The sequence below is a fragment of the Kitasatospora sp. NPDC127035 genome, assembly GCF_042726075.1.
Lineage (GTDB): Bacteria > Actinomycetota > Actinomycetes > Streptomycetales > Streptomycetaceae > Kitasatospora.
Map to the genome: position 1 here is coordinate 26,240 of NZ_JBHXDN010000079.1, position 17,232 is coordinate 43,471.

The 17,232-nt window shown below is 75.4% G+C and carries 15 protein-coding genes; 4 read left to right on the forward strand and 11 right to left on the reverse strand.

Going from position 1 to position 17,232, the window contains the following annotated elements:
* Positions 1-193: 193 nt before the first annotated feature.
* The 11 genes from ACFWIC_RS35125 to ACFWIC_RS35175 all read right to left on the reverse strand — a co-directional run bounded on the left by ACFWIC_RS35125 (position 194) and on the right by ACFWIC_RS35175 (position 12,552).
* Complete coding sequence (locus ACFWIC_RS35125; protein WP_380520990.1) at positions 194-961, reverse strand: hypothetical protein; 768 nt, start codon at positions 959-961, stop codon at positions 194-196.
* Positions 958-2,439: an ABC transporter ATP-binding protein gene (locus tag ACFWIC_RS35130; protein WP_380520992.1), complete on the reverse strand. Its 1,482-nt coding sequence runs from the start codon at positions 2,437-2,439 to the stop codon at positions 958-960. Before ACFWIC_RS35130 ends, ACFWIC_RS35125 begins: the two co-directional genes overlap by 4 nt.
* The gene (locus ACFWIC_RS35135; protein WP_329879643.1) at positions 2,436-3,230 is read right to left on the reverse strand and encodes an ABC transporter permease subunit; all 795 of its coding nucleotides are present in this window, start codon (positions 3,228-3,230) and stop codon (positions 2,436-2,438) included. Before ACFWIC_RS35135 ends, ACFWIC_RS35130 begins: the two co-directional genes overlap by 4 nt.
* A 106-nt stretch (positions 3,231-3,336) precedes the next feature.
* Positions 3,337-4,284, reverse strand: coding sequence for an ABC transporter permease (locus tag ACFWIC_RS35140; RefSeq protein WP_355405153.1), 948 nt, complete (start codon positions 4,282-4,284; stop codon positions 3,337-3,339).
* Positions 4,281-5,834, reverse strand: coding sequence for an ABC transporter substrate-binding protein (locus tag ACFWIC_RS35145; protein ID WP_380358287.1), 1,554 nt, complete (start codon positions 5,832-5,834; stop codon positions 4,281-4,283). Before ACFWIC_RS35145 ends, ACFWIC_RS35140 begins: the two co-directional genes overlap by 4 nt.
* Positions 5,835-5,909: 75 nt before the next feature.
* Positions 5,910-6,758 (reverse strand): class I SAM-dependent methyltransferase, encoded by an 849-nt coding sequence (locus tag ACFWIC_RS35150; protein ID WP_355405157.1) that lies wholly within the window; start codon positions 6,756-6,758, stop codon positions 5,910-5,912.
* The gene (locus ACFWIC_RS35155) at positions 6,755-7,981 is read right to left on the reverse strand and encodes an MFS transporter (protein WP_380358263.1); all 1,227 of its coding nucleotides are present in this window, start codon (positions 7,979-7,981) and stop codon (positions 6,755-6,757) included. The genes ACFWIC_RS35150 and ACFWIC_RS35155 overlap by 4 nt, the downstream gene beginning before the upstream one ends.
* On the reverse strand, positions 7,978-9,132 hold the full coding sequence (locus ACFWIC_RS35160) for a dipeptide epimerase (RefSeq protein WP_380520995.1): 1,155 nt from the start codon (positions 9,130-9,132) through the stop codon (positions 7,978-7,980). The genes ACFWIC_RS35155 and ACFWIC_RS35160 overlap by 4 nt, the downstream gene beginning before the upstream one ends.
* A complete protein-coding gene (locus ACFWIC_RS35165; protein WP_380521002.1) occupies positions 9,129-10,331 on the reverse strand; it encodes a PLP-dependent cysteine synthase family protein in 1,203 nt (400 codons plus the stop codon). The genes ACFWIC_RS35160 and ACFWIC_RS35165 overlap by 4 nt, the downstream gene beginning before the upstream one ends.
* A gap of 5 nt (positions 10,332-10,336) precedes the next feature.
* Positions 10,337-11,128 carry a Rossmann-like domain-containing protein gene (locus ACFWIC_RS35170; RefSeq protein WP_380521003.1) on the reverse strand — a complete coding sequence of 264 codons (792 nt, stop codon included), beginning with the start codon at positions 11,126-11,128 and terminating at the stop codon, positions 10,337-10,339.
* A gap of 104 nt (positions 11,129-11,232) precedes the next feature.
* The gene (locus ACFWIC_RS35175) at positions 11,233-12,552 is read right to left on the reverse strand and encodes an ATP-grasp domain-containing protein (RefSeq protein ID WP_380520997.1); all 1,320 of its coding nucleotides are present in this window, start codon (positions 12,550-12,552) and stop codon (positions 11,233-11,235) included.
* A 188-nt stretch (positions 12,553-12,740) separates the two neighbouring features.
* Here ACFWIC_RS35175 and ACFWIC_RS35180 point away from each other — a divergent pair, with 188 nt between their 5' ends.
* From ACFWIC_RS35180 to ACFWIC_RS35195, 4 genes are all read left to right on the forward strand, one after another.
* A complete protein-coding gene (locus tag ACFWIC_RS35180) occupies positions 12,741-13,328 on the forward strand; it encodes a GNAT family N-acetyltransferase (protein WP_355405163.1) in 588 nt (195 codons plus the stop codon).
* Between the two features lie 79 nt (positions 13,329-13,407).
* A complete protein-coding gene (locus ACFWIC_RS35185) occupies positions 13,408-14,649 on the forward strand; it encodes a hypothetical protein (RefSeq protein WP_380520999.1) in 1,242 nt (413 codons plus the stop codon).
* An 82-nt stretch (positions 14,650-14,731) separates the two neighbouring features.
* Positions 14,732-15,400, forward strand: a complete 669-nt coding sequence (locus tag ACFWIC_RS35190; RefSeq protein ID WP_329879652.1) for a TetR/AcrR family transcriptional regulator — start codon at positions 14,732-14,734, stop codon at positions 15,398-15,400.
* A 148-nt stretch (positions 15,401-15,548) separates the two neighbouring features.
* Complete coding sequence (locus ACFWIC_RS35195) at positions 15,549-17,069, forward strand: MFS transporter (RefSeq protein ID WP_329879653.1); 1,521 nt, start codon at positions 15,549-15,551, stop codon at positions 17,067-17,069.
* The last annotated feature ends 163 nt before the right edge of the window (positions 17,070-17,232 follow it).

Sequence of the window (17,232 nt, forward strand, 5' to 3'; positions counted from 1 at the left end):
GAGGCGACCCCGGCGCGGCACGGCACGCAGGGCGGCGCGGGTGCGGGCCGCCGCGCGCGCCGCACACGGGCGCCGCCACGGCGGAGCGCGGAGGTTGACGGCCGGGCGGGTGGCCGCTGCGGCGGTCGGCGGTTCCGGCGGGCGCGGGGGGCGGGCGCGGGGGCGGGGGCGGGGGGCGGGCGCGGGGGGCGGGTCAGAGCTCGGGCGCCCCCTCGAAGCCGTCGTGGCCCGCTCCCGGTGCGGTCAGGGCGAGCCAGCCGTGGCCACGGACGGGGGTCTCGGCGGTGATGGCGGCAGGGTCGACGGACAGGCCCGCCGCAGCCGCGCTGATCGACGTGACCCGCGAGGCGTTGGGCTCGGCGTCGTCGTCATCGTCGTCCGTCTCCCCCTCGGAACCGGCCGCGCCGGGCAGCGACTCCCACGGGAACGGCTCCCCCGTCCACTCCGGATCGTCGGCGCGCCAGTAGCCCCGGACCAGCGCGCCGTGCTCGGCGGCCGCCCAGATGACGGAGTCGGCGAACGGGTCCTGGTAGAAGACCTGGGCCTTGCCGCAGGCGGCGCTCAGGCGTTCGACGACGTCGTGCGGCCACCAGGTCGTCTCCCGCAGCGGAGACTCCGCGTAGATCAGACGCCACCCCGCGTACTCGGGCGTGACGAACACCCGGTGCACCGGCTCCGGGGTGTCCTTCTCGTCGTCCTCCTGCGCGGCCAGGCCGTACCGGACGGTGACGGGTATCCGGTCGTGCAGACCGAGGACCGTGAACGCCTCCTCGTACGTCTCGCCGGGGACGGCGAGCCACCAGTGGTCCGGCAACGGGCCCGGCCGCTCGGCGGCGAACGCCCGGCGGGCCGTCTCCGCGAGGCCGGTGGCGTCCGCGCCGGACGCGGCCCGGGCGGCCAGGACGTCGACCAGTGCGGCGAGTGCCTCGGGGGCGGGGACGGCTGCGATCACGGTGCTCATGCCGGCGACGTTAGCCCAGGGGTCTGACACTCCGTCGCCCGGGCGGGCGGGCCGGTGACCAGCCGGCCCTCCGCCATCGTGACGACCGCGTCCGCCAGCGCGCCGACGGCGGCCAGGTCGTGGGAGATGAAGAGCAGCGCGAGGCCGGTGCGGTCCCGCCGCTCGGCGAGACGGGCGAGGATCGCCGTCCGGGTGTCGGCGTCCAGCCCCGAGGTGATCTCGTCGCAGACCAGCACAACCGGGTCGACGACCAGCGCCCTGGCCAGGGCGGCCCGTTGCAACTCGCCGCCGGAGAGTCCGGCGGGCGGTCGGGACGCCTTCGCCGGGTCCAGGCCCAGCGCGGCCAGCAGGGTCCTGGCCTCGTCGGCGGCCTCGGAGGACGAGCGGCCGCGGAGGCGGACGGCCGCCCGGGCCACCTGGTCGAGAACCGGGCGGTGGTCCGCGAACGTGCTCCTGGCGTCCTGGAACACGTACTGGACGGCCGACAGCCCCCGCCGTCCCCGGCGCCGGACGCTGCGCGGCAACGGCTCGCCGTCGAGCCGGACGGAGCCGTCGTGACGCGGGTGCAGCCCGGCCAGGCAGCGCCCCAGGGTGGTCTTGCCGCTGCCGGAGCGGCCGACCAGGGCGAGGCACTCCCCCGCCCGCAGCGTCAGGCCGACCTCGTGCAGGACCGCCGCGCCCCCGGGGTGCCGGGCGGTGAGTCCGGTGACGGAGAGGCGGACCGGCCCCGGCTCCGGTCGGCCGGACCGCGACGGCGCCGACGGGGCCGGCTCCTCGGCGGCCGGGAGGACGTCCGCGGGCGGACCGGTCCGCACCGTCCGGCCCGCCTCCAGGACCACCACCTCGTCCGCCAGTTCCCGCACGGTGCGCAGGTCGTGGCTGAGGAGCAGCAGTCCGGTGCCGCGCGCGACGAGTCGGCCGAACAACGCGGCGACCCGGGCCGCCGTCCCCGGGTCCTGGCCGGTGGTGGGCTCGTCGGCGACGATCACCCGGGCGCCGGTCAGCAGCGCCTGGGCGAGTACCACGCGCTGTTGCTGGCCGCCGGACAGTTGGTGCGGGTACCGGCTCAACACCCCTTCCACGTCGGTCAGTTCAGCGTCCATCAGGGCACGTCGGACGGCCTCCGGGCCGCCGCCGTGCACCCGGGCGAGGTCGCGCAGCAGCACGCCGACCCGGCGGGCCGGGTTGAGCACCGTGGCGGGGTGCTGCGGCACGTGGCCGACGCGCACGGCGCCGGGGCCCGGGGCGCCGGGCCGCCCGGTGCCCGGCATCCCGCCGGTGACCGTGCCGGTCACCCGCGCGCCGTCCGGGTACACGCCGAGCAGGGCGAGCGCCGTGGTCGTCTTGCCGCTGCCGGACGGGCCGACCAGCGCGGTCACCCGGCCGGGCCGGACCCGCAGGCTGACGCCGTCCACCAGCGTCCGCCCGCCGACCGCGACACCCAGGCGGTCCACCCTCACCAGCTCCGGTTCGGTCACCGTCGGACCTCCTTCCCGCCCGCCCGGTGCAGGGCGGCGTCGAACAGCAGATTGGTGCCGGTGGAGAGCCCGGCCACGAGCAGCGCCGGAACGACGACCGCCCAGGGCTGGAGGAAGAGTCCCGGCCGGTTGCGGTCGACCATCACCGCCCAGTCGGCGGCGTCCGGTTGCACGCCCACGCCGAGGAAGGCCGCCGTGGCGACCAGGTAGAGCGCGCCGACCAGCCGGGTCCCGGCGTCGGCGGCGACCGTACGACGGATCGTCCGGGTGACCTGGTCGAACGCGATCCGCCACCACGACTCGCCGTGCAACCGCAACGCCTCCACGACCGGCCGGGCTGCCGCCTCCACCGCCGCCGCGTGCACCACCCGGGCGACGTCGGGCACCGCCGCCACCCCGACCAGCAGGGCGAGCCCGCCCGGACCGGGTTCCAGCGCGGTGGCGACCAGCAGCACCAGCAGCAGCGAGGGCACGGCGATCAGCACGTCCAGCGGCCGCAGCAACACCTCCTCCCACCAGGCCCGCCCGGTCAGCGCGGCGGCCAGCGCGAGCGGCAGCGCCAGCGCGTACGCGAGCACCGTCGCCGCGATCGCCACCAGCACCACCGACCGGCCGCCCAGCAGGACTTGACGCCAGACGTCACGGCCGGTGAAGTCGGTGCCCAGCCAGTGCCCGCCGCCCGCCGTGAACGACACCGCGCGCGGCCCCGGCTCCCCGGCGACCAGCGGTCCGGCCAGGGCGATCAGCAGCGGCACGGCGATCAGCGCCGTACCGAAGGCGTACTTCCTCACTCCGTCGCCTCCCTCGGCGTGGCGGCCCGACCCCGGGGGGCGGCCGTGGGCGAAGGCCCGTCGGGCGCGCGCCCGGCAGGCGAGGGCCCGGGCGGGCGGGGGCCGGTCACACCACCACCTCCGTGCGCGGCGCGAGCCGGCGCGCGACCAGGTCGGCGGCCAGGTTGAGGACGACCGTCACCACGCCGAACAGCACGGCGAGGCCCTGCACCACGGGAACGTCGCGGGCGGCGACGGCGTCCAGCAGGACGGTGCCCAGGCCGGGGATGACGAAGAGGGCCTCGGCCACGATGACGCCGCAGAGCAGCCAGTCGGCCGTACGCGCGAGCTGCTGCGCGGCCGGGGCGAGCGCGTTGGGGAGGGCGTGCGTCCAGCGGACGCGGGCGGGCGGGACGCCGCAGCGCAGCGCGTGGACGGCGTACGGCGCGGCCATCGCCTCGATCAGCCCGGCCCGGACGAGGCGGGCGACGGAGCAGACCGGGCGGGCCAGCAGCACCACGACCGGCAGGACCAGGACGGCCGGCTGCTCCCGGACCCCGCCGACGGCGGTCGGCGGCAGCCAGCCGAGGCGGATCGCGAAGACCGCGGTGAGCAGCACTCCCAGCGCGAACTCCGGTACCGCGTACACCCCGAGGGTCGCGGTACTGATCGCGCGGTCCAACGGGCCGCCCTCCCGGCGGGCGGCGAGCATGCCGAGGCCGACCGCCACGGGCACGAGCAGGACGAGGGTGACCGAGGCCAGCAGGACGGTCGGAGCGAGGCCGTCCGCGAGGTAGTCGGCGACCGGGCGACCGCTGACCAGCGAGCGGCCGAGCTCGCCGTGGACCAGCTCCCCCGCCCAGTCGGCGAACCGCTCCACCGCCGGCCGGTCCAGCCGCAGCGCGGCCCGGATCGCCGCGATCCTCGCCGGGTCGGGGTCGTCCCCGGCGATGGTGACGGCGGCGTCGCCGGGCAGCGCCTCGGTCAGGACGAAGACCAGGACCGGGACGGCCGCGATCTGCCCGGCGCCGAGCAGCAGCCGGCGCCGGGCCCAGCCGCGCAGCGGCGTCGTCATGCCAGCCAGACCTTGTCGAACCTGGCCCAGTCCAGGGTGTTGGCCGGAGCCTCGGCGGAGACGCCGCGCAGACGCTGCGCCGTGCCCACGATCCAGTCGGCGAAGCCCCAGATCAGGAAGCCGCCCTCGTCGTACAGCCGGCGCTGCATCCGCTCGTAGAGGGCGGCGCGCGCGGCCGGGTCGGCCGTGGACTGGGCCTGGGTGTACAGGTCGTCGAAGTCGGGGCGGCGCCAGTGGGTGGCATTGGTGGTGGAGCCGGACAGCAGCCGCTGGGAGATGTGCGACTCGACGGGCAGCGCGCCGGACCGGTAGGAGGCGAACACGCCGCCGTCCAGGATGTCCTTCCAGTAGGTGTCCTTGCTGCCGACCTTGACCTCCACGGTGACGCCGGCCTTGGCGGCCTGGTCCTTGAGGATCCCGGCCGCCTCCACGAAGCCGGCGGCGACCGGGGAGGTGTCGAGGGTGACCTTCAGGCCCTCGGCGCCCGCCTCGCGCAGCAGCGCGCGGGCCCGGTCGAGGTCCTGGGCGCGCTGCGGGAGACCGGCCGGGTAGTACTGGGCGCCCTTGCCGAACAGGTCGTTGCCGATCTCGCCCGCGCCGGAGAGCGCGCCGTCGACCAGCTCCTGCCGGTCGGCGATGAGGAAGAACGCCTGCCGGACCCGGACGTCGTCGAAGGGCGGCCGGTCGGTCTTCATCACGAAGCCCTGCATGGCGCTGTTGCGCAGCCGGACGATGCCGATCCGTCCGCCGCGCTCGTGCGCGCGGGCGGTGGCGGGGGTCAACTCGTGGGCGTACTCGGCCTGTCCGGCGAGCAGGGCGTTGGCCCGGGCGGACTCCTCGGCGGCGGCGAGGATCTCCAGTTCGTCGAGGTGCGGTGCGCCGTCCCAGTAGCCGTCGAACCGCCGCACCAGCAGCGAGGTTCCGGGCCTGAAGGAGACGAAGGAGAACGGGCCGGAGCCGACCGGGTGCTGGAAGTCCTCGGTGCCCTCGGGGACGATGTAGGCGCCGAACGCGGCCAGGACGTTGGGGAATTCGGCGTAGGGGCGCTTGAGCCGGAACTCCACGGTGCGGGCGTCGATCGCGCGGCTGGCGGCGAGGTCGACCGGTTCGAGGGACGCCCGGGCCCGGAACGCCCGCTTGGGGTCGGCTATTCGGCGGTAGCTGTGCAGGACGTCGGCGGCGGTGACCGGGCGGCCGTCGTGGAACACGGCCTCGCGCAGGCGGACGGTCCAGGTGTCGAGTCCGGCGTTGGGCTCCCATCCGGCGGCGAGACGGGGGACGGCGGCGAGGTCGGAGCCGGAGTCCGCGAGCTTCTCGTAGAGCGCCTTGGCCCGGGCCGCGTCGGCGAACAGGTTGACCAGGTGCGGGTCGAGGGTCTCGTTGGCCCCGCCGCCGGCGAAGAGGGCGCGCAGCCGGCCGCCGCGCCGGGGGGTGCCGGACGCGCCGGCGGCGGCGTCTCCGGGGGTGCCGGCCGGGCCCGGGGAGCAGGCGGCCAGCCCGAGGGCTCCGGCGGCTCCGGCGGAGGCGACGAGCAGGGTGCGGCGGGCCATCGGGCGCGCCGCGGGGCGGGCGGCGGGGTTCGGGGAGCCGGGGGCGGGCCGGGAGGCGTGCGGACGGTCCATGGGTCAACTTCTCTTTCGTGTGCGGTGGTCCAGCCTGGCGACCAGGTGGAGGCGGTCTTCGTCGGCGGTGTCGGCGGGGAGGTCGCCGTCCGTCCAGGGCGGTTCGGTGCGCGGGCCGGGGCGGTCGTAGAGGGCGAGCACCGTGAAGCCGTGGGCGGCGAGCAGGTGACGCAGTTCCTGCGGGAAGAGGAGCCGCCAGGCGGAGTGCTGCGCCACCGGCGCGGCCCCGTCGTCACTGGTCCAGGTGCGGGTGCGGCGCAGGAGTTGGGCGGCCCGGTCGATCCACAGCGTGGTGTGCGAGGTGTGGGTCACGCCGTCCCGGGTGACGGTGTCGGTCCTCGGGGCGTCCAGGAGTTCGGTGCGGCCGAGGAAGAACGCGCCGTTGCGCATCTCGGCGACCAGCAGGCCGCCGGGGCGCAGGTGGCGGCCGAGCCGCCCGAGCAGGGCGTCGAGGTCCTCGTTGGTGTGGCAGTAGAGCAGCGCGCTGTCCAGGCAGAGCGCCGCGTCGAACCGCCCGGCGGCGAAGGGGAAGGTCCGCATGTCGCCGACGTGGTAGACGGGCCCGGGGTGGTGGGCGCGGGCGTACTCGATCATCGTCGCGGAGCTGTCCAGGCCGGTGACGGTCCGCCCGGCGGCGCGGTGCAGCCATTCGGCGTCCCGGCCGGTGCCGCAGCCGAGGTCGAGCACGTCGGGCCCGGCGCCGTAGCCGCGGAGCACCGACTCGGCCCACCGCGCGGCGGTGAATCCCGGGTCGGGGAAGCGGAGTTCGTAGAGCTCCGGATCGTCGGTGAGGAGGTTGCGGTGACCGGCCGCGGGGGCGGCCGGCTCGGTCGGGAGGGGCCGGGGCGTCATCGGGCCTCGCTGGGGAGAGGGCGGGCGGGGGTGGGAAGGGGGCGGGCGGGCGCGGGGAGCCGTCCGGCGCGGTGCAGCCGGGTGAGTGCGGCGGCGGAGCCGAGACCGAGCGCGGCGCAGAGCAGCCAGGGGGCGGTGGCGGCACTGTCCATGGCCCGGCCGACCGCCGTGTTGCCGAGGGCGGCGGCGAAGCCGGAGACGACGTAGTAGAGGCCGTAGTAGGTGCCGGTGAGGCCGGGGCGCCCGAACGCCGGGATGAGCGCCAGGACGAACGGCTGGGCGGTCATCAGGCCGGTCTGGAGCAGCAGCACGCCGCCGAGGACGCCGGGCAGGCCGGGGACGACGAGCGGCAGCAGGAAGCCGGTGGCGGCGACGGCGAGGCCGAGCGGGATCCACCGGGTGGCCGGCCCGTCCCGCTGGAGCCTCGTGGTGATGCGGAGTTGGAGGGTGAGGTTGGCCAGGGTGCTGGTCAGGAAGACCAGGCTGACCGCCCCCTCCCACCCGGTGGCGCGGCGGGCGGCGTCGGGCAGCAGCAGGTAGAGCTGGCTCTCCATCCCGAACAGGCCGACCATGGCCAGCGAGAAGGCCAGGAACCGCCGGTCGGAGGCGACTTCGCGCCAGTCGGCGAGCACGCCGCGCGGCGGCGGCGGGACGGCCCGCTCGGGCAGGGTGAGGGCCTGGGCGACGGTGAGGACGGCGAAGATGCCGGCGGCGGTGAGCGCGGCGGCCCGGAAGTCGACCAGCAGCAGGACGGTGCCGAGCAGCGGACCGGCCAGCGCGCCGGTGGTGGCGAACATGTTGAACAGCGCGAACGCCTCGGCCTTGCGGTCGGCGGCCTCGTTCGCCACGTAGGTGCGCACGGCCGGGTTGAAGAGCGCGCCGGCCAGCCCGCTGAGCGCCGACGCGGCGAGCAGGATGCCGAGCGAGTCACCGAGCGCGAAGAGTCCGAAGCCGACGCTGCGCAGCGCGCACCCGGCGATGATGACGCGGCGCGCGCCGAGCCGGTCCGCGGCCGAGCCGCCGAGGATGAACAGGCCCTGCTGGCTGAGGTTGCGCAGTCCGAGCACGGCGCCGACGGCGAGCGCGGAGAGGCCGAGGTCGTGGCCCAGGTGGCCGGCCAGGTACGGGATGAGGAGGTAGAAGCCGGTGTTGACGCCGAGCTGGTTGACCAGGAGGAGCCGTACGGGCACGGGGAAGGACCGTACGGCGCGCAGTATTCTCACCGGCCGGCCACCGGGCGGGTGCCGGCGCGGGGGTGGGCTTCGCCGGCGGGGCCCCGGACAGCCCCTCGGGCGGCCTCCGGCACCGACCCCGCCACCGGCCCCGGGGCGGCGTCCGGGGCGGGCAGCACGCCGAGGCCCGCCCGGTCCGGTGTGCGGACGGTGCCGTCGGTTCCGCCGATGCCCTGCCAGGGGTCGTGGGCGAGCAGCAGGTGCCCGTCCAGGTCGATCCAGCGGGCCCGGTCGGCGAGGTGGACGGCGGGCGCGATGCCGAGCGAACTGGCGGCCAGGCAGCCGAACATCAGCTCGGTCCCGCTGCCGCGCAGCTCCTCCTCGATCCGCAGCGCCTGGTGGACGCCGCCGCACTTGGCGAGCTTGAGGTTGACCCCGTGGACCCGCCCGGCGATCCGGCGGACGTCCTCGAAGGTGACGGCGTCCTCGTCGGCGATCACCGGGATCGGCGACCGCGCGGCGACGGCGGCGAGCACGTCCGGGCTGCCGGGGGCGATCGGCTGCTCCACGGCCTCGACACCCGTGGCGGCGAAGGCGGGCAGCAGCTGGAGGGCCTGCTCAGGCGTCCAGGCGCCGTTGGGGTCCAGCAGCAACCGGGCGTCCGGGGCGGCCTCGTGGACGGCCTGGACCCGGACGAGGTCGAGGCCCGGATCGGCGGAGCCTGCCTTGACCTTCAGCACGGTGAACCCCGCGTCGGCGAGCCGGGCGGCCTGCACGGCGGCGCGCGCGGGCGGTTCGATGCCGATGGTGCGGGCGGTCGCGACGACCACCGGTTCGACCCGGCCGAGCAGCCGGTGGACGGGTTCGCCGGCCCGCTTGCCGACCAGGTCGAGCAGGGCCGCCTCGACGGCGGCCAGCACGCCGGCCGCGAGGCAGACGAACGGGACTGCGGCGAGGCGGAGTTCGGCGAGCGCCTGCTCGGGGTCCGGGTACCGCTCCAACGCGGGTCGCAGTCCGTCGAGTTCGCGCCGGATCCGGTCGGTGGGCAGGTGCAGGTAGACGCTGCTGACGGCTTCGCCGTGTCCGGTCAGTCCGCCGTGGCCGAGCGCGAGCTGGACGGCGTCGCGTTCGGTGGTGACCGAGCGGGAGATCCGCAGCGGCTCGGCGAGCCGGAGCCGTACGGTACGGACGTCGAGCCTCATCGGTCCTCCTCGCGTCGGACGGTGTCGCCGCCGGTCGCGGCCCCGACGCCCGCCCGGTCCGGCGGGCCGGCCGGGGCCGGGACCACCAGGCCCGGCGGTACGGCCGGGGCCGTCGGAGCGGCGGGGACGGCCGCCACCGCGGTGGCGGGTGCCGCACCCCCCGTGCGGCAGCGCGCCCAGCCGCTGACCTCGACGGCAGCCGGGTGCGGGATCTCGATCGGGCGGAGCGCCGCCCGCTCCGCGTCCAGGCCGTGCCGCCGGCAGAAGGCGTCGTCGTAGACCGTGCCGAGGTAGCGGTGCGGGCCGTCGGGGAAGACGGTGGCCACGGCGGCGCCGGGGTGGACCCGGGCCGCCCAGGCCGCGACCAGGGCCACCGCCCCGGTGGACCAGCCGCCGCTGACGAAGGCGCCCCGGGCCAGCCGCCGGCAGGCGTCGACCGCCTCGGCCGGGCCGACCCAGTGGACCTCGTCGAAGGCCTGGTGGGCGACGTTGCGCGGGTGGATGGAGCTGCCCAGGCCGCGCATCAGACGGGGCCGGGCGGGCTGTCCGAAGATGGTCGAGCCCACCGAGTCGACGCCGATGATCCGCAACCGGGGCCAGCGGCGGCGCAGCGCCTCGGCGAGGCCGGCGCTGTGTCCGCCCGTCCCGACGCTGCAGACCAGGACGTCGAGGTGGTCGAGGTCGGCGGTGATCTCCTGGGCCATGGCCAGGTAACCGGCGGCGTTGTCCGGGTTGTTGTACTGGTCGGGCCAGTAGGCGCCGGGCAGCCGGTCGAGCACCTCGCGCAGCCGGGCCAGCCGGGCGGCCTGCCAGCCGCCGTGCCGGGCCGGCCGTTCGACGAGCTCCAGGCGGGCGCCGTACGTGCGCAGCAACTGCCGCATGGACGGTTCGAGTTCGGTGTCGCCGACCAGCACGACCGGGTGGCCGAGCGCCTGCCCGGCGAAGGCCAGGCCGACGCCCATGGTGCCCGAGGTGGATTCCACCACCGTGGCGCCGGGGCGGAGTTCGCCGCGGGCGTGGGCGCCGCGGAGCATGGCGACCGCGGAGCGGGCCTTCATGCCGCCCGCGCTGAGGCCCTCCAGTTTGGCCCAGAAGCCCGGGTGCGGGTGCGGCAGCGGGGTGGTGATCCGGGCCAGCGGGGTGTGGCCGAGCAGTGACAGCAGACCGGGGTTGCCCAGTACGGCGCCGGAGTCGAGCAGTGCGGTCACCGGGCCCCGCCCCCGTACAGGTGGAGGTCGGTGGGGCCGCCGTCGAGCCAGAAAAAGGGGTAGGGCTCGGCGCTGACGGCGCTGACCCCGTCGCCGAGCAGCCGGGGCAGCACGGCGCTGCCGGTCTGGGCGAACAGCACCAGGGGCTTGCCGGTGGTGCGTGCGTGGGCGAGCAGCGGGTCGAGGGTGCCGTTGCCGAGGGTCATGCCGGAGGCGAGGATCGCGTCGCAGTCGTCGAGTCGGGCGAGGGCGTCGGCGTGCACGGGCTCGCCCCATTCGGTGACACCGCCCTTGAGGTCACAGGGGAGGTACTCGGCACCGCTCGAACGGAGCTGTTCCAGCAGGGAGTTGACCACGCCGACGACCAGCACGCGGCGGACCTCGGCGAGCGGCAGCAGACGGACCACCGCGGCGGCCCGGGCGCGGGACTTCTCCAGCGAGGATCCGGCCGGCAGGGTGAGCGTCCGGGCGCCGCGGGCGGAGGTGTGCGGGCGGCAGTGGCCCAGGTAGGCGTCGAGTGCGGCGACCCGGACGGCGGCGAGCGGGTGGTCGAGCAGCTCGTCGACGCGGGCGCCGACGCAGTCGTCGAGCGCTCCGGCGGGCAGTTCGCCCGGTTCGACGGCGCAGGAGCCGACGGCGGCGTCGAGCCGGAGGCTGAGCACCTCGTTGCGGTACCCCTGGGCGCGGCCGGCGTGCCGGACGGCCTGCGCGGTGGTGAAGGCGAGCGCGATCCGCAGGCCGGCCGGGTCCGGCCCGTACGAGCCGGCGCGGGCCCGGTCGGCGACCAGGTCGAACGCGGACGGGGCGGCGACCGTCGTGGCGGTGGCAGGAGCGACGGTGGCAGGAGCGACGGTGGCGGCCGTCGCCGCGGCGGCAGGAGCGGCGGCCGGGCTCACGCGGGCACCGCCGCGGGCTCGGCCGGACAGTCCGCCACCGCGTACCGGGGGGTGAGCCCGGTGAGCAGGCGCTCGGCCGTGCCGCGGGCGCCGGGGCCGCCGGTGTCGGCGGTCATGACGTGCCCGAGGTACTCGTTGTTGCTGGTGGCCGGCCGCACCTCGCGGCCGGGACCGGCGAGGCTGAGCTCGACCACCGCGGGGTCCCGGCGGACCTCGGCCTCGCCGTCGAACCCGTCCAGCAGCCCCGCACCCGCCCGCCCCTCCCCCGCGACCGGGAACTCGCCCGGGACCAGGAAGGCGATGGCCGCGCTGACGACGCCGGTCGGATGGACTGCCAGGTCGGGCCGGCGTCCGAGGGCGACGTCGACGGCCGCTGCGGCGAGGTCCACGCCGGTGACCCGCCGGACCAGCTCGGTGATCCGGTTCCCGGCGGGGCGCGGATTGACCTCGACCACGCGGGGCCCCGCGGGGGTCAGCTTGATCTCGGTGTGCGCCACGACCTGGTCGAGGCCGAGCGCGGACAGCGCGGCGACGGCGGTGTCGGCGGCGGCGGCCGCGTCGGCGGGATCGAGCGCGGCCGGGAACATGTGGCCGGTCTCGACGAACGCGGGCGCGCCGCCGATGCTCTTGTCCGTGATCCCGACGACGTGGGCGACACCGCCGGAGGAGACCGTCTCGACGCTGACCTCGGGACCGGTGAGCAGTTCCTCGATCAGCACCACCGGGTCCCGCCGCTGGCCGCGCGCGTTGACCGGGAAGGATTCCACGGCCCGGACGGCCGCGAGGAGCCCGGCCTCGTCGGCGACCTCGCGGACGAACATCCCGGCGCACAGGTCGACCGGCTTGACGACCAGCGGGTAGCCGATCGCCCGGGCGGCGGCGCGGGCCTGGTCGCGGTCGGAGCAGAGCGCGTACGCGGGCCCGGGGACGCCGGCCCCGGCGAGCGTGCCGCGGGTGAGGTCCTTGCGGCAGGCGGCGATGACCGCCTCCGGGTCGGGCCCGGGCAGGCCGAGCCGGCGGGCCACCCGGGCGACCTGCGGCAGGTAGTAGTCACAGGAGGAGAGCACCCCGTCGAAGCCGAGCAGCCCGTGCAGCCGTTCGGCGTACGGGAGCAGCACGGCCGGGTCGTTGGTGTCGACGGTGAGGATGTTCTCGGCGGCGAGCAGCGGGTGCGGGCCGTCGGCGGGGGCCGCCCGCAGGTAGTGGTGGAGGTCGCGGGTGAGGAAGGTGAAGCGGTGGCCGCTCTCCCCCAGCGCCCTTGGCAGCAACCTGCTCATGGAGCCGACCCAGCTCTCGATCACCAGCAGATGCGCCACGACTCTCCCTCTCGACGGACACGCAGACACGGCGGCAGGCCGGTTTCGGCAGGCCGCGAGAGGAACGTAACGGGATTCGTTTTCATTTTCAACACGCCGGCACGCACTTCCGTTGCCGTGTTAGATGAAAGTGGTTTTCATGTACGCTAACAGTCACCCACCCCGGTCCGTCCCGTCGGAGTTTCCTGATGAATCGTCAATACCCTTATCTGGTACGGCATGCACTGCCCGCGGATGTCCCGGGTGCGCGCCGGCTGATCCTCGACACGTTCTACCGCGAGTTCGGCTACGGCTACGTGCCCGACTGGCACGCCGACGTGGTCGACCTCCAGGGGCACTACCTCGACCACCCCCGGCACGCGCTGCTGGTCGCCGTGCGCGACGGCGAGGTGGTCGCCACCACCGCACTGCACTCCACCGGCCCGGCCCACCCGCCGCACCCGCGCGAGGTCGCCGAGCGCTACCCTTCGGGCACCACCGCACAGCTGGTCCGGGTGTACGTCCGGGCGGAGCACCGACGGCACGGCCTGGCCCGTGAACTGGTGCGCCGGGCCTGCGAGTTCGCCTCCGAGGAGGGCGGCTACCGGCGGCTCTACCTGCACACCAACACCGCCGTCCCGGGCGCCGAGGCGTTCTGGCGCAGCCTCGCCGAGGAGGTCTACGACGCCCGGCCGACCGGCGAGCACGGCCCCGGCGTGGCCACCGTCCACTTCGAGATCCCGCTCCGCCGGCCCGTGGCACTGGCCCGCGGCGGGGGCGGTCACCCGATCGGGTGAACCTCCGATCGTTCCCGCATCCGCTGGACCGGCCCTGCACGAGACTGGCGACCGACCCGCGCCGGAAGGGGCCGCCACCGTGTCCGCACACCGCAACCGCGCCGCACCGGGCGTGTTCACCGGCCTGCCCTCCGGCCTGGGCGACTCCGCCGAGCGCACGGTCGCCGCCCTGGCCCGCCGGGCCCACGCGTTCCCGGAGCTCCCGTCGCGACCACCGGTCTTCGCCATGCCGTACCCCGCCCGGCTCAACCCCCGGCAGGCCGCCGCCCGCGCCCGGGCGGCGCAGTGGGCGGAGCTGACCGGCCTCACCGGTCCGGCGGGCGTGTGGAGCCGGGAGCGCTTCGACCGGCTGGAGCTCGCGCTGTTCACGGCGCTCACCCAGCCGGACCTACCGGTCGAGGAACTGCTGCTGGTCGGCGACTGGAACGTCTGGGCGTTCGCCGTCGACGACCACTTCGTCACCGTCAAGGCGACCGGCGACGCGGCGGGGGCGCGACGCTTCGTCGCCCGCCTGGCCGCCTGCATGCCGTCGGCCGCCGCGGCCGCGCCGGGCCCGCGGCGCCGGGCCGGATCGCCGGGCCCGCACCACCGGACGGCCGGAGCGCCGGATCCGCGGGACCGGACCGGGCCGGCGGAGCCGCAGCACCCCGTCGAGGTCGCGCTGGCCGACGTCTGGGCCCGCTCCGCGGCCGTGCTCCCGCCGGACCTGCGGCGCCGGCTCCGGGACGCCGCGCTGGACTTCGCCGCCGCCAACCTCTGGGAGCTGGACAACACCCTCGCCGGGCGCGTCCCCGATCCGGTCGAGTACCTCCAGATGCGCCGCCGCACGGCCGGGACGCCACTGTCCACCGTGCTGCCGCTGCACGTCCGGGGACGGGACCTGCCGCCGGAGCTGCTCTCCCACCCGACCGTCACCGCGCTGATCGAGGCGTTCGCCGACAACGTGGACCTGCGCAACGACCTCTACTCCTGCCGCAAGGAGACGGAGCTGGAGGGCGAGCTCAACAACGCCGTCCCGGTCTTCCGGCACTTCCTGCGCTGCTCCCGGCAGACCGCGGTGGACACGGTCACCGACCTGATGAACGCCCGGCTGGACTGCTTCGACCGCATCGCCCGGGAGGACGTCCCGCACCTGGCGGAGGAGTTCGGTCCGGAGGCCGGGCGGACGGTGGCGGCTTTCACCGGCGGACTGAAGGACTGGCTGGCCGGCGACCACGCCTGGTACCCGCGGACCGGCCGCTACACGGTCGCCACCGGCGGACCGGCTGACCGGCGGACGAGGGAGTCCCCGCGATGTGACGCAGGTCACATTCGAAAGTGAAATTTCCGGGGAGGGATTCCCCGTTTGGCTCTTCGTAGGACTAAGCGGGGAGAGATTCCCCGGAATCCGGGAGGAGCACCGAGTGAGCACCGCCGCCGTCGAGCCGACCCGCACCGCGGAGCCGCCGGTCCGCACGCCGAAGCTGCGTGCGGACGCGAGCCGGAACCGTGAGCGGATCGTGCTGGCAGCCCGCGACGCCTTCGTCGAGCACGGCGCGGATGCGCCGCTGGACGAAATCGCCAAGCGGGCCGGCGTCGGAAACGCTACGCTCTACCGGAACTTCCCGACCAGGGCCGCGCTGATCCGCGAGGTGGCACTGCTCGTCAAGAACCGCATCGTGGCGAACGCGGAGTCGGCGGCCGCCGAGGGAGCCGGCCCGTTCGACGCCCTCCAGCGGTTCGCGCACCGGACCGTCGACGAGAAGATCGGCGCGCTCTGCCCGATGCTGACCAACCGGGTCGACATGTTCGATCCGGACCTGGTCGAGGCACGGGAGCGCCTGATGAGCGTCGTCGGCGGTCTGCTGGAGCGTGCGAAGGCGGCCGGCGAACTGCGCGCGGACGTCGACCACGGCGATCTGTTCATCGCGATGAGCCAGCTCACCCGCCCCCTGCCGGGCACCTCCTGCGTGGTGCTGGACGAGTTCGTCCACCGGCACCTGCAACTGTTCCTGGACGGCATGCGGGCGCCCGCGCGCTCCGTCCTGCCCGGCCGGGCCGCGACCTTCGAGGACTTCCACACCGACCACTGACCCACCGAGTCACCGACCCGTCACCGCGGGACCACCGCGCGGCCACCTCCGCGCGCCCGTTCGCGCGGTTCGTCCTGATGTACTTCCGACCCGCACCGTTTCCGTCCGCACCGTTCCGCACGCCTCGCACCGTGAAGTGAGTACCGCCATGCCAAAAACCGATTCCCTGCCCGCCGTCCAGCCCGATCCGAGGCGATGGAAGGCCCTGATATTCATCGGGCTCGCGCAGCTGATGGTCGTCCTCGACGCCACCATCGTGAACATCGCGCTGCCCTCCGCCCAGGAGGACCTGGGCATCACCGACGGCAACCGCCAGTGGGTGATCACCGCGTACGCGCTGGCCTTCGGCGGACTCCTGCTCTTCGGCGGCCGGGTGGCGGACCTCTGGGGCCGCAAGCGGACCTTCGTGGTCGGCCTGGCCGGCTTCGCGTTCGCCTCCGCGCTCGGCGGCGCCGCCGCCAACACCGCCATGCTGCTCGGCGCCCGCGCCCTCCAGGGCGTCTTCGGCGCACTGCTCGCGCCCGCCGCGCTCTCGCTGCTGGCCGTGATGTTCACCGAGGCCAAGGAGCGCGCCAAGGCGTTCGGCATCTACGGCGCCATCGCCGGTGGTGGCGGTGCGATCGGCCTGATCCTCGGCGGCCTGCTGACCGAGTACCTGAACTGGCGCTGGACCTTCTTCGTCAACATCCCGTTCGCCGTGGCCGCCGCGATCGGCGCCGTCATGGTGATCCGCGAGCCGGCCGAGGGCCGCAACCGCAACCGCCTCGACGTCCCCGGCGTCATCCTCGTCACCACCGGCCTGGTCGCCCTGGTCTACGGCTTCACCCGGGCCGAGTCGGACGGCTGGTCCTCCGGCATCACGATCGGCCTGTTCGTCGCCGCCGTCCTGCTGCTGGGCGCGTTCGTGGCGGTCGAGGCGCGGGTGAAGGCTCCGCTGCTGCCGCTGCGCGTCATCCTGGACCGCAACCGCGGCGGGGTCTACCTGTCGCTGGGTCTGGCCGTGATCGGCATGTTCGGTCTCTTCCTCTTCCTGACCTACTACCTGCAGATCGTGCTCGACTACAGCCCGGTCCTGACCGGCGTGGCCTTCCTGCCGATGGTGGCCGGCATGATCGCCGGTTCGACCCAGATCGGCGCCCGCCTGATGACCCGCGTCCCGGCGCGGTACCTGATGGCGCCCGGCTTCCTGGTCGCCTCGATCGGCATGCTGATCCTCACCCAGATCGACCTGGACACCTCCTACCCGGCGCTGATCCTGCCCGGTCTGGTCCTGATGGGCCTCGGCATGGGCACCGCGTTCATGCCGGCGATGAGCCTCGCCACGCACGGCGTCGAGCCGCGCGACGCCGGTGTGGCCTCCGCCATGGTCAACACCTCGCAGCAGGTCGGCGGCGCCATCGGCACCGCCCTGCTGAACACCATCGCGGCCAGCGCGACGACCACCTGGCTGGCGGCCCACCTGGGCGGCGCGACCACCCCGGACGCCGCCAAGGCGGTGCAGTTCCAGGGCATGGTGCACGGCTTCTCGACCGCGATCTGGTGGTCCTTCGGGATCCTGGTGCTGGCCGCCGCGATCGCCTTCGTGCTGATCAACGCCGGGCGCCCCGACGGCGCGACGGCCGGCGAGGGTGCGGCGAACACCAACGAGGTGCCGGTGCTCGTGCACTGACCCTCGTGGTGTGACGCGACGGTGCGCTGCGGCCCGTCCGGTGTTCGAAAGGACACCGGGCGGGCCGTTCGCCGTCTCCGGCCGGGGCGGCGGCGGCCGGGGCGGCGGCGGGCGGGTCGACGGCGGCCGGGGCGAACCCGACGGCGACGGCCAGTCCCTTGCC

Bases quoted from the DNA above. Each gene is read 5' to 3' on its own strand.
- ACFWIC_RS35195 (WP_329879653.1), top strand. From the start codon at position 15,549: ATGCCAAAAACCGATTCCCTGCCCGCCGTCCAGCCCGATCCGAGGCGA.
- ACFWIC_RS35180 (WP_355405163.1), top strand. From the start codon at position 12,741: ATGAATCGTCAATACCCTTATCTGGTACGGCATGCACTGCCCGCGGAT.
- ACFWIC_RS35145 (WP_380358287.1), bottom strand. From the start codon at position 5,834: ATGGCCCGCCGCACCCTGCTCGTCGCCTCCGCCGGAGCCGCCGGAGCC.
- ACFWIC_RS35140 (WP_355405153.1), bottom strand. From the start codon at position 4,284: ATGACGACGCCGCTGCGCGGCTGGGCCCGGCGCCGGCTGCTGCTCGGC.
- ACFWIC_RS35125 (WP_380520990.1), bottom strand. From the start codon at position 961: ATGAGCACCGTGATCGCAGCCGTCCCCGCCCCCGAGGCACTCGCCGCA.
- ACFWIC_RS35160 (WP_380520995.1), bottom strand. From the start codon at position 9,132: ATGAGGCTCGACGTCCGTACCGTACGGCTCCGGCTCGCCGAGCCGCTG.
- ACFWIC_RS35150 (WP_355405157.1), bottom strand. From the start codon at position 6,758: ATGACGCCCCGGCCCCTCCCGACCGAGCCGGCCGCCCCCGCGGCCGGT.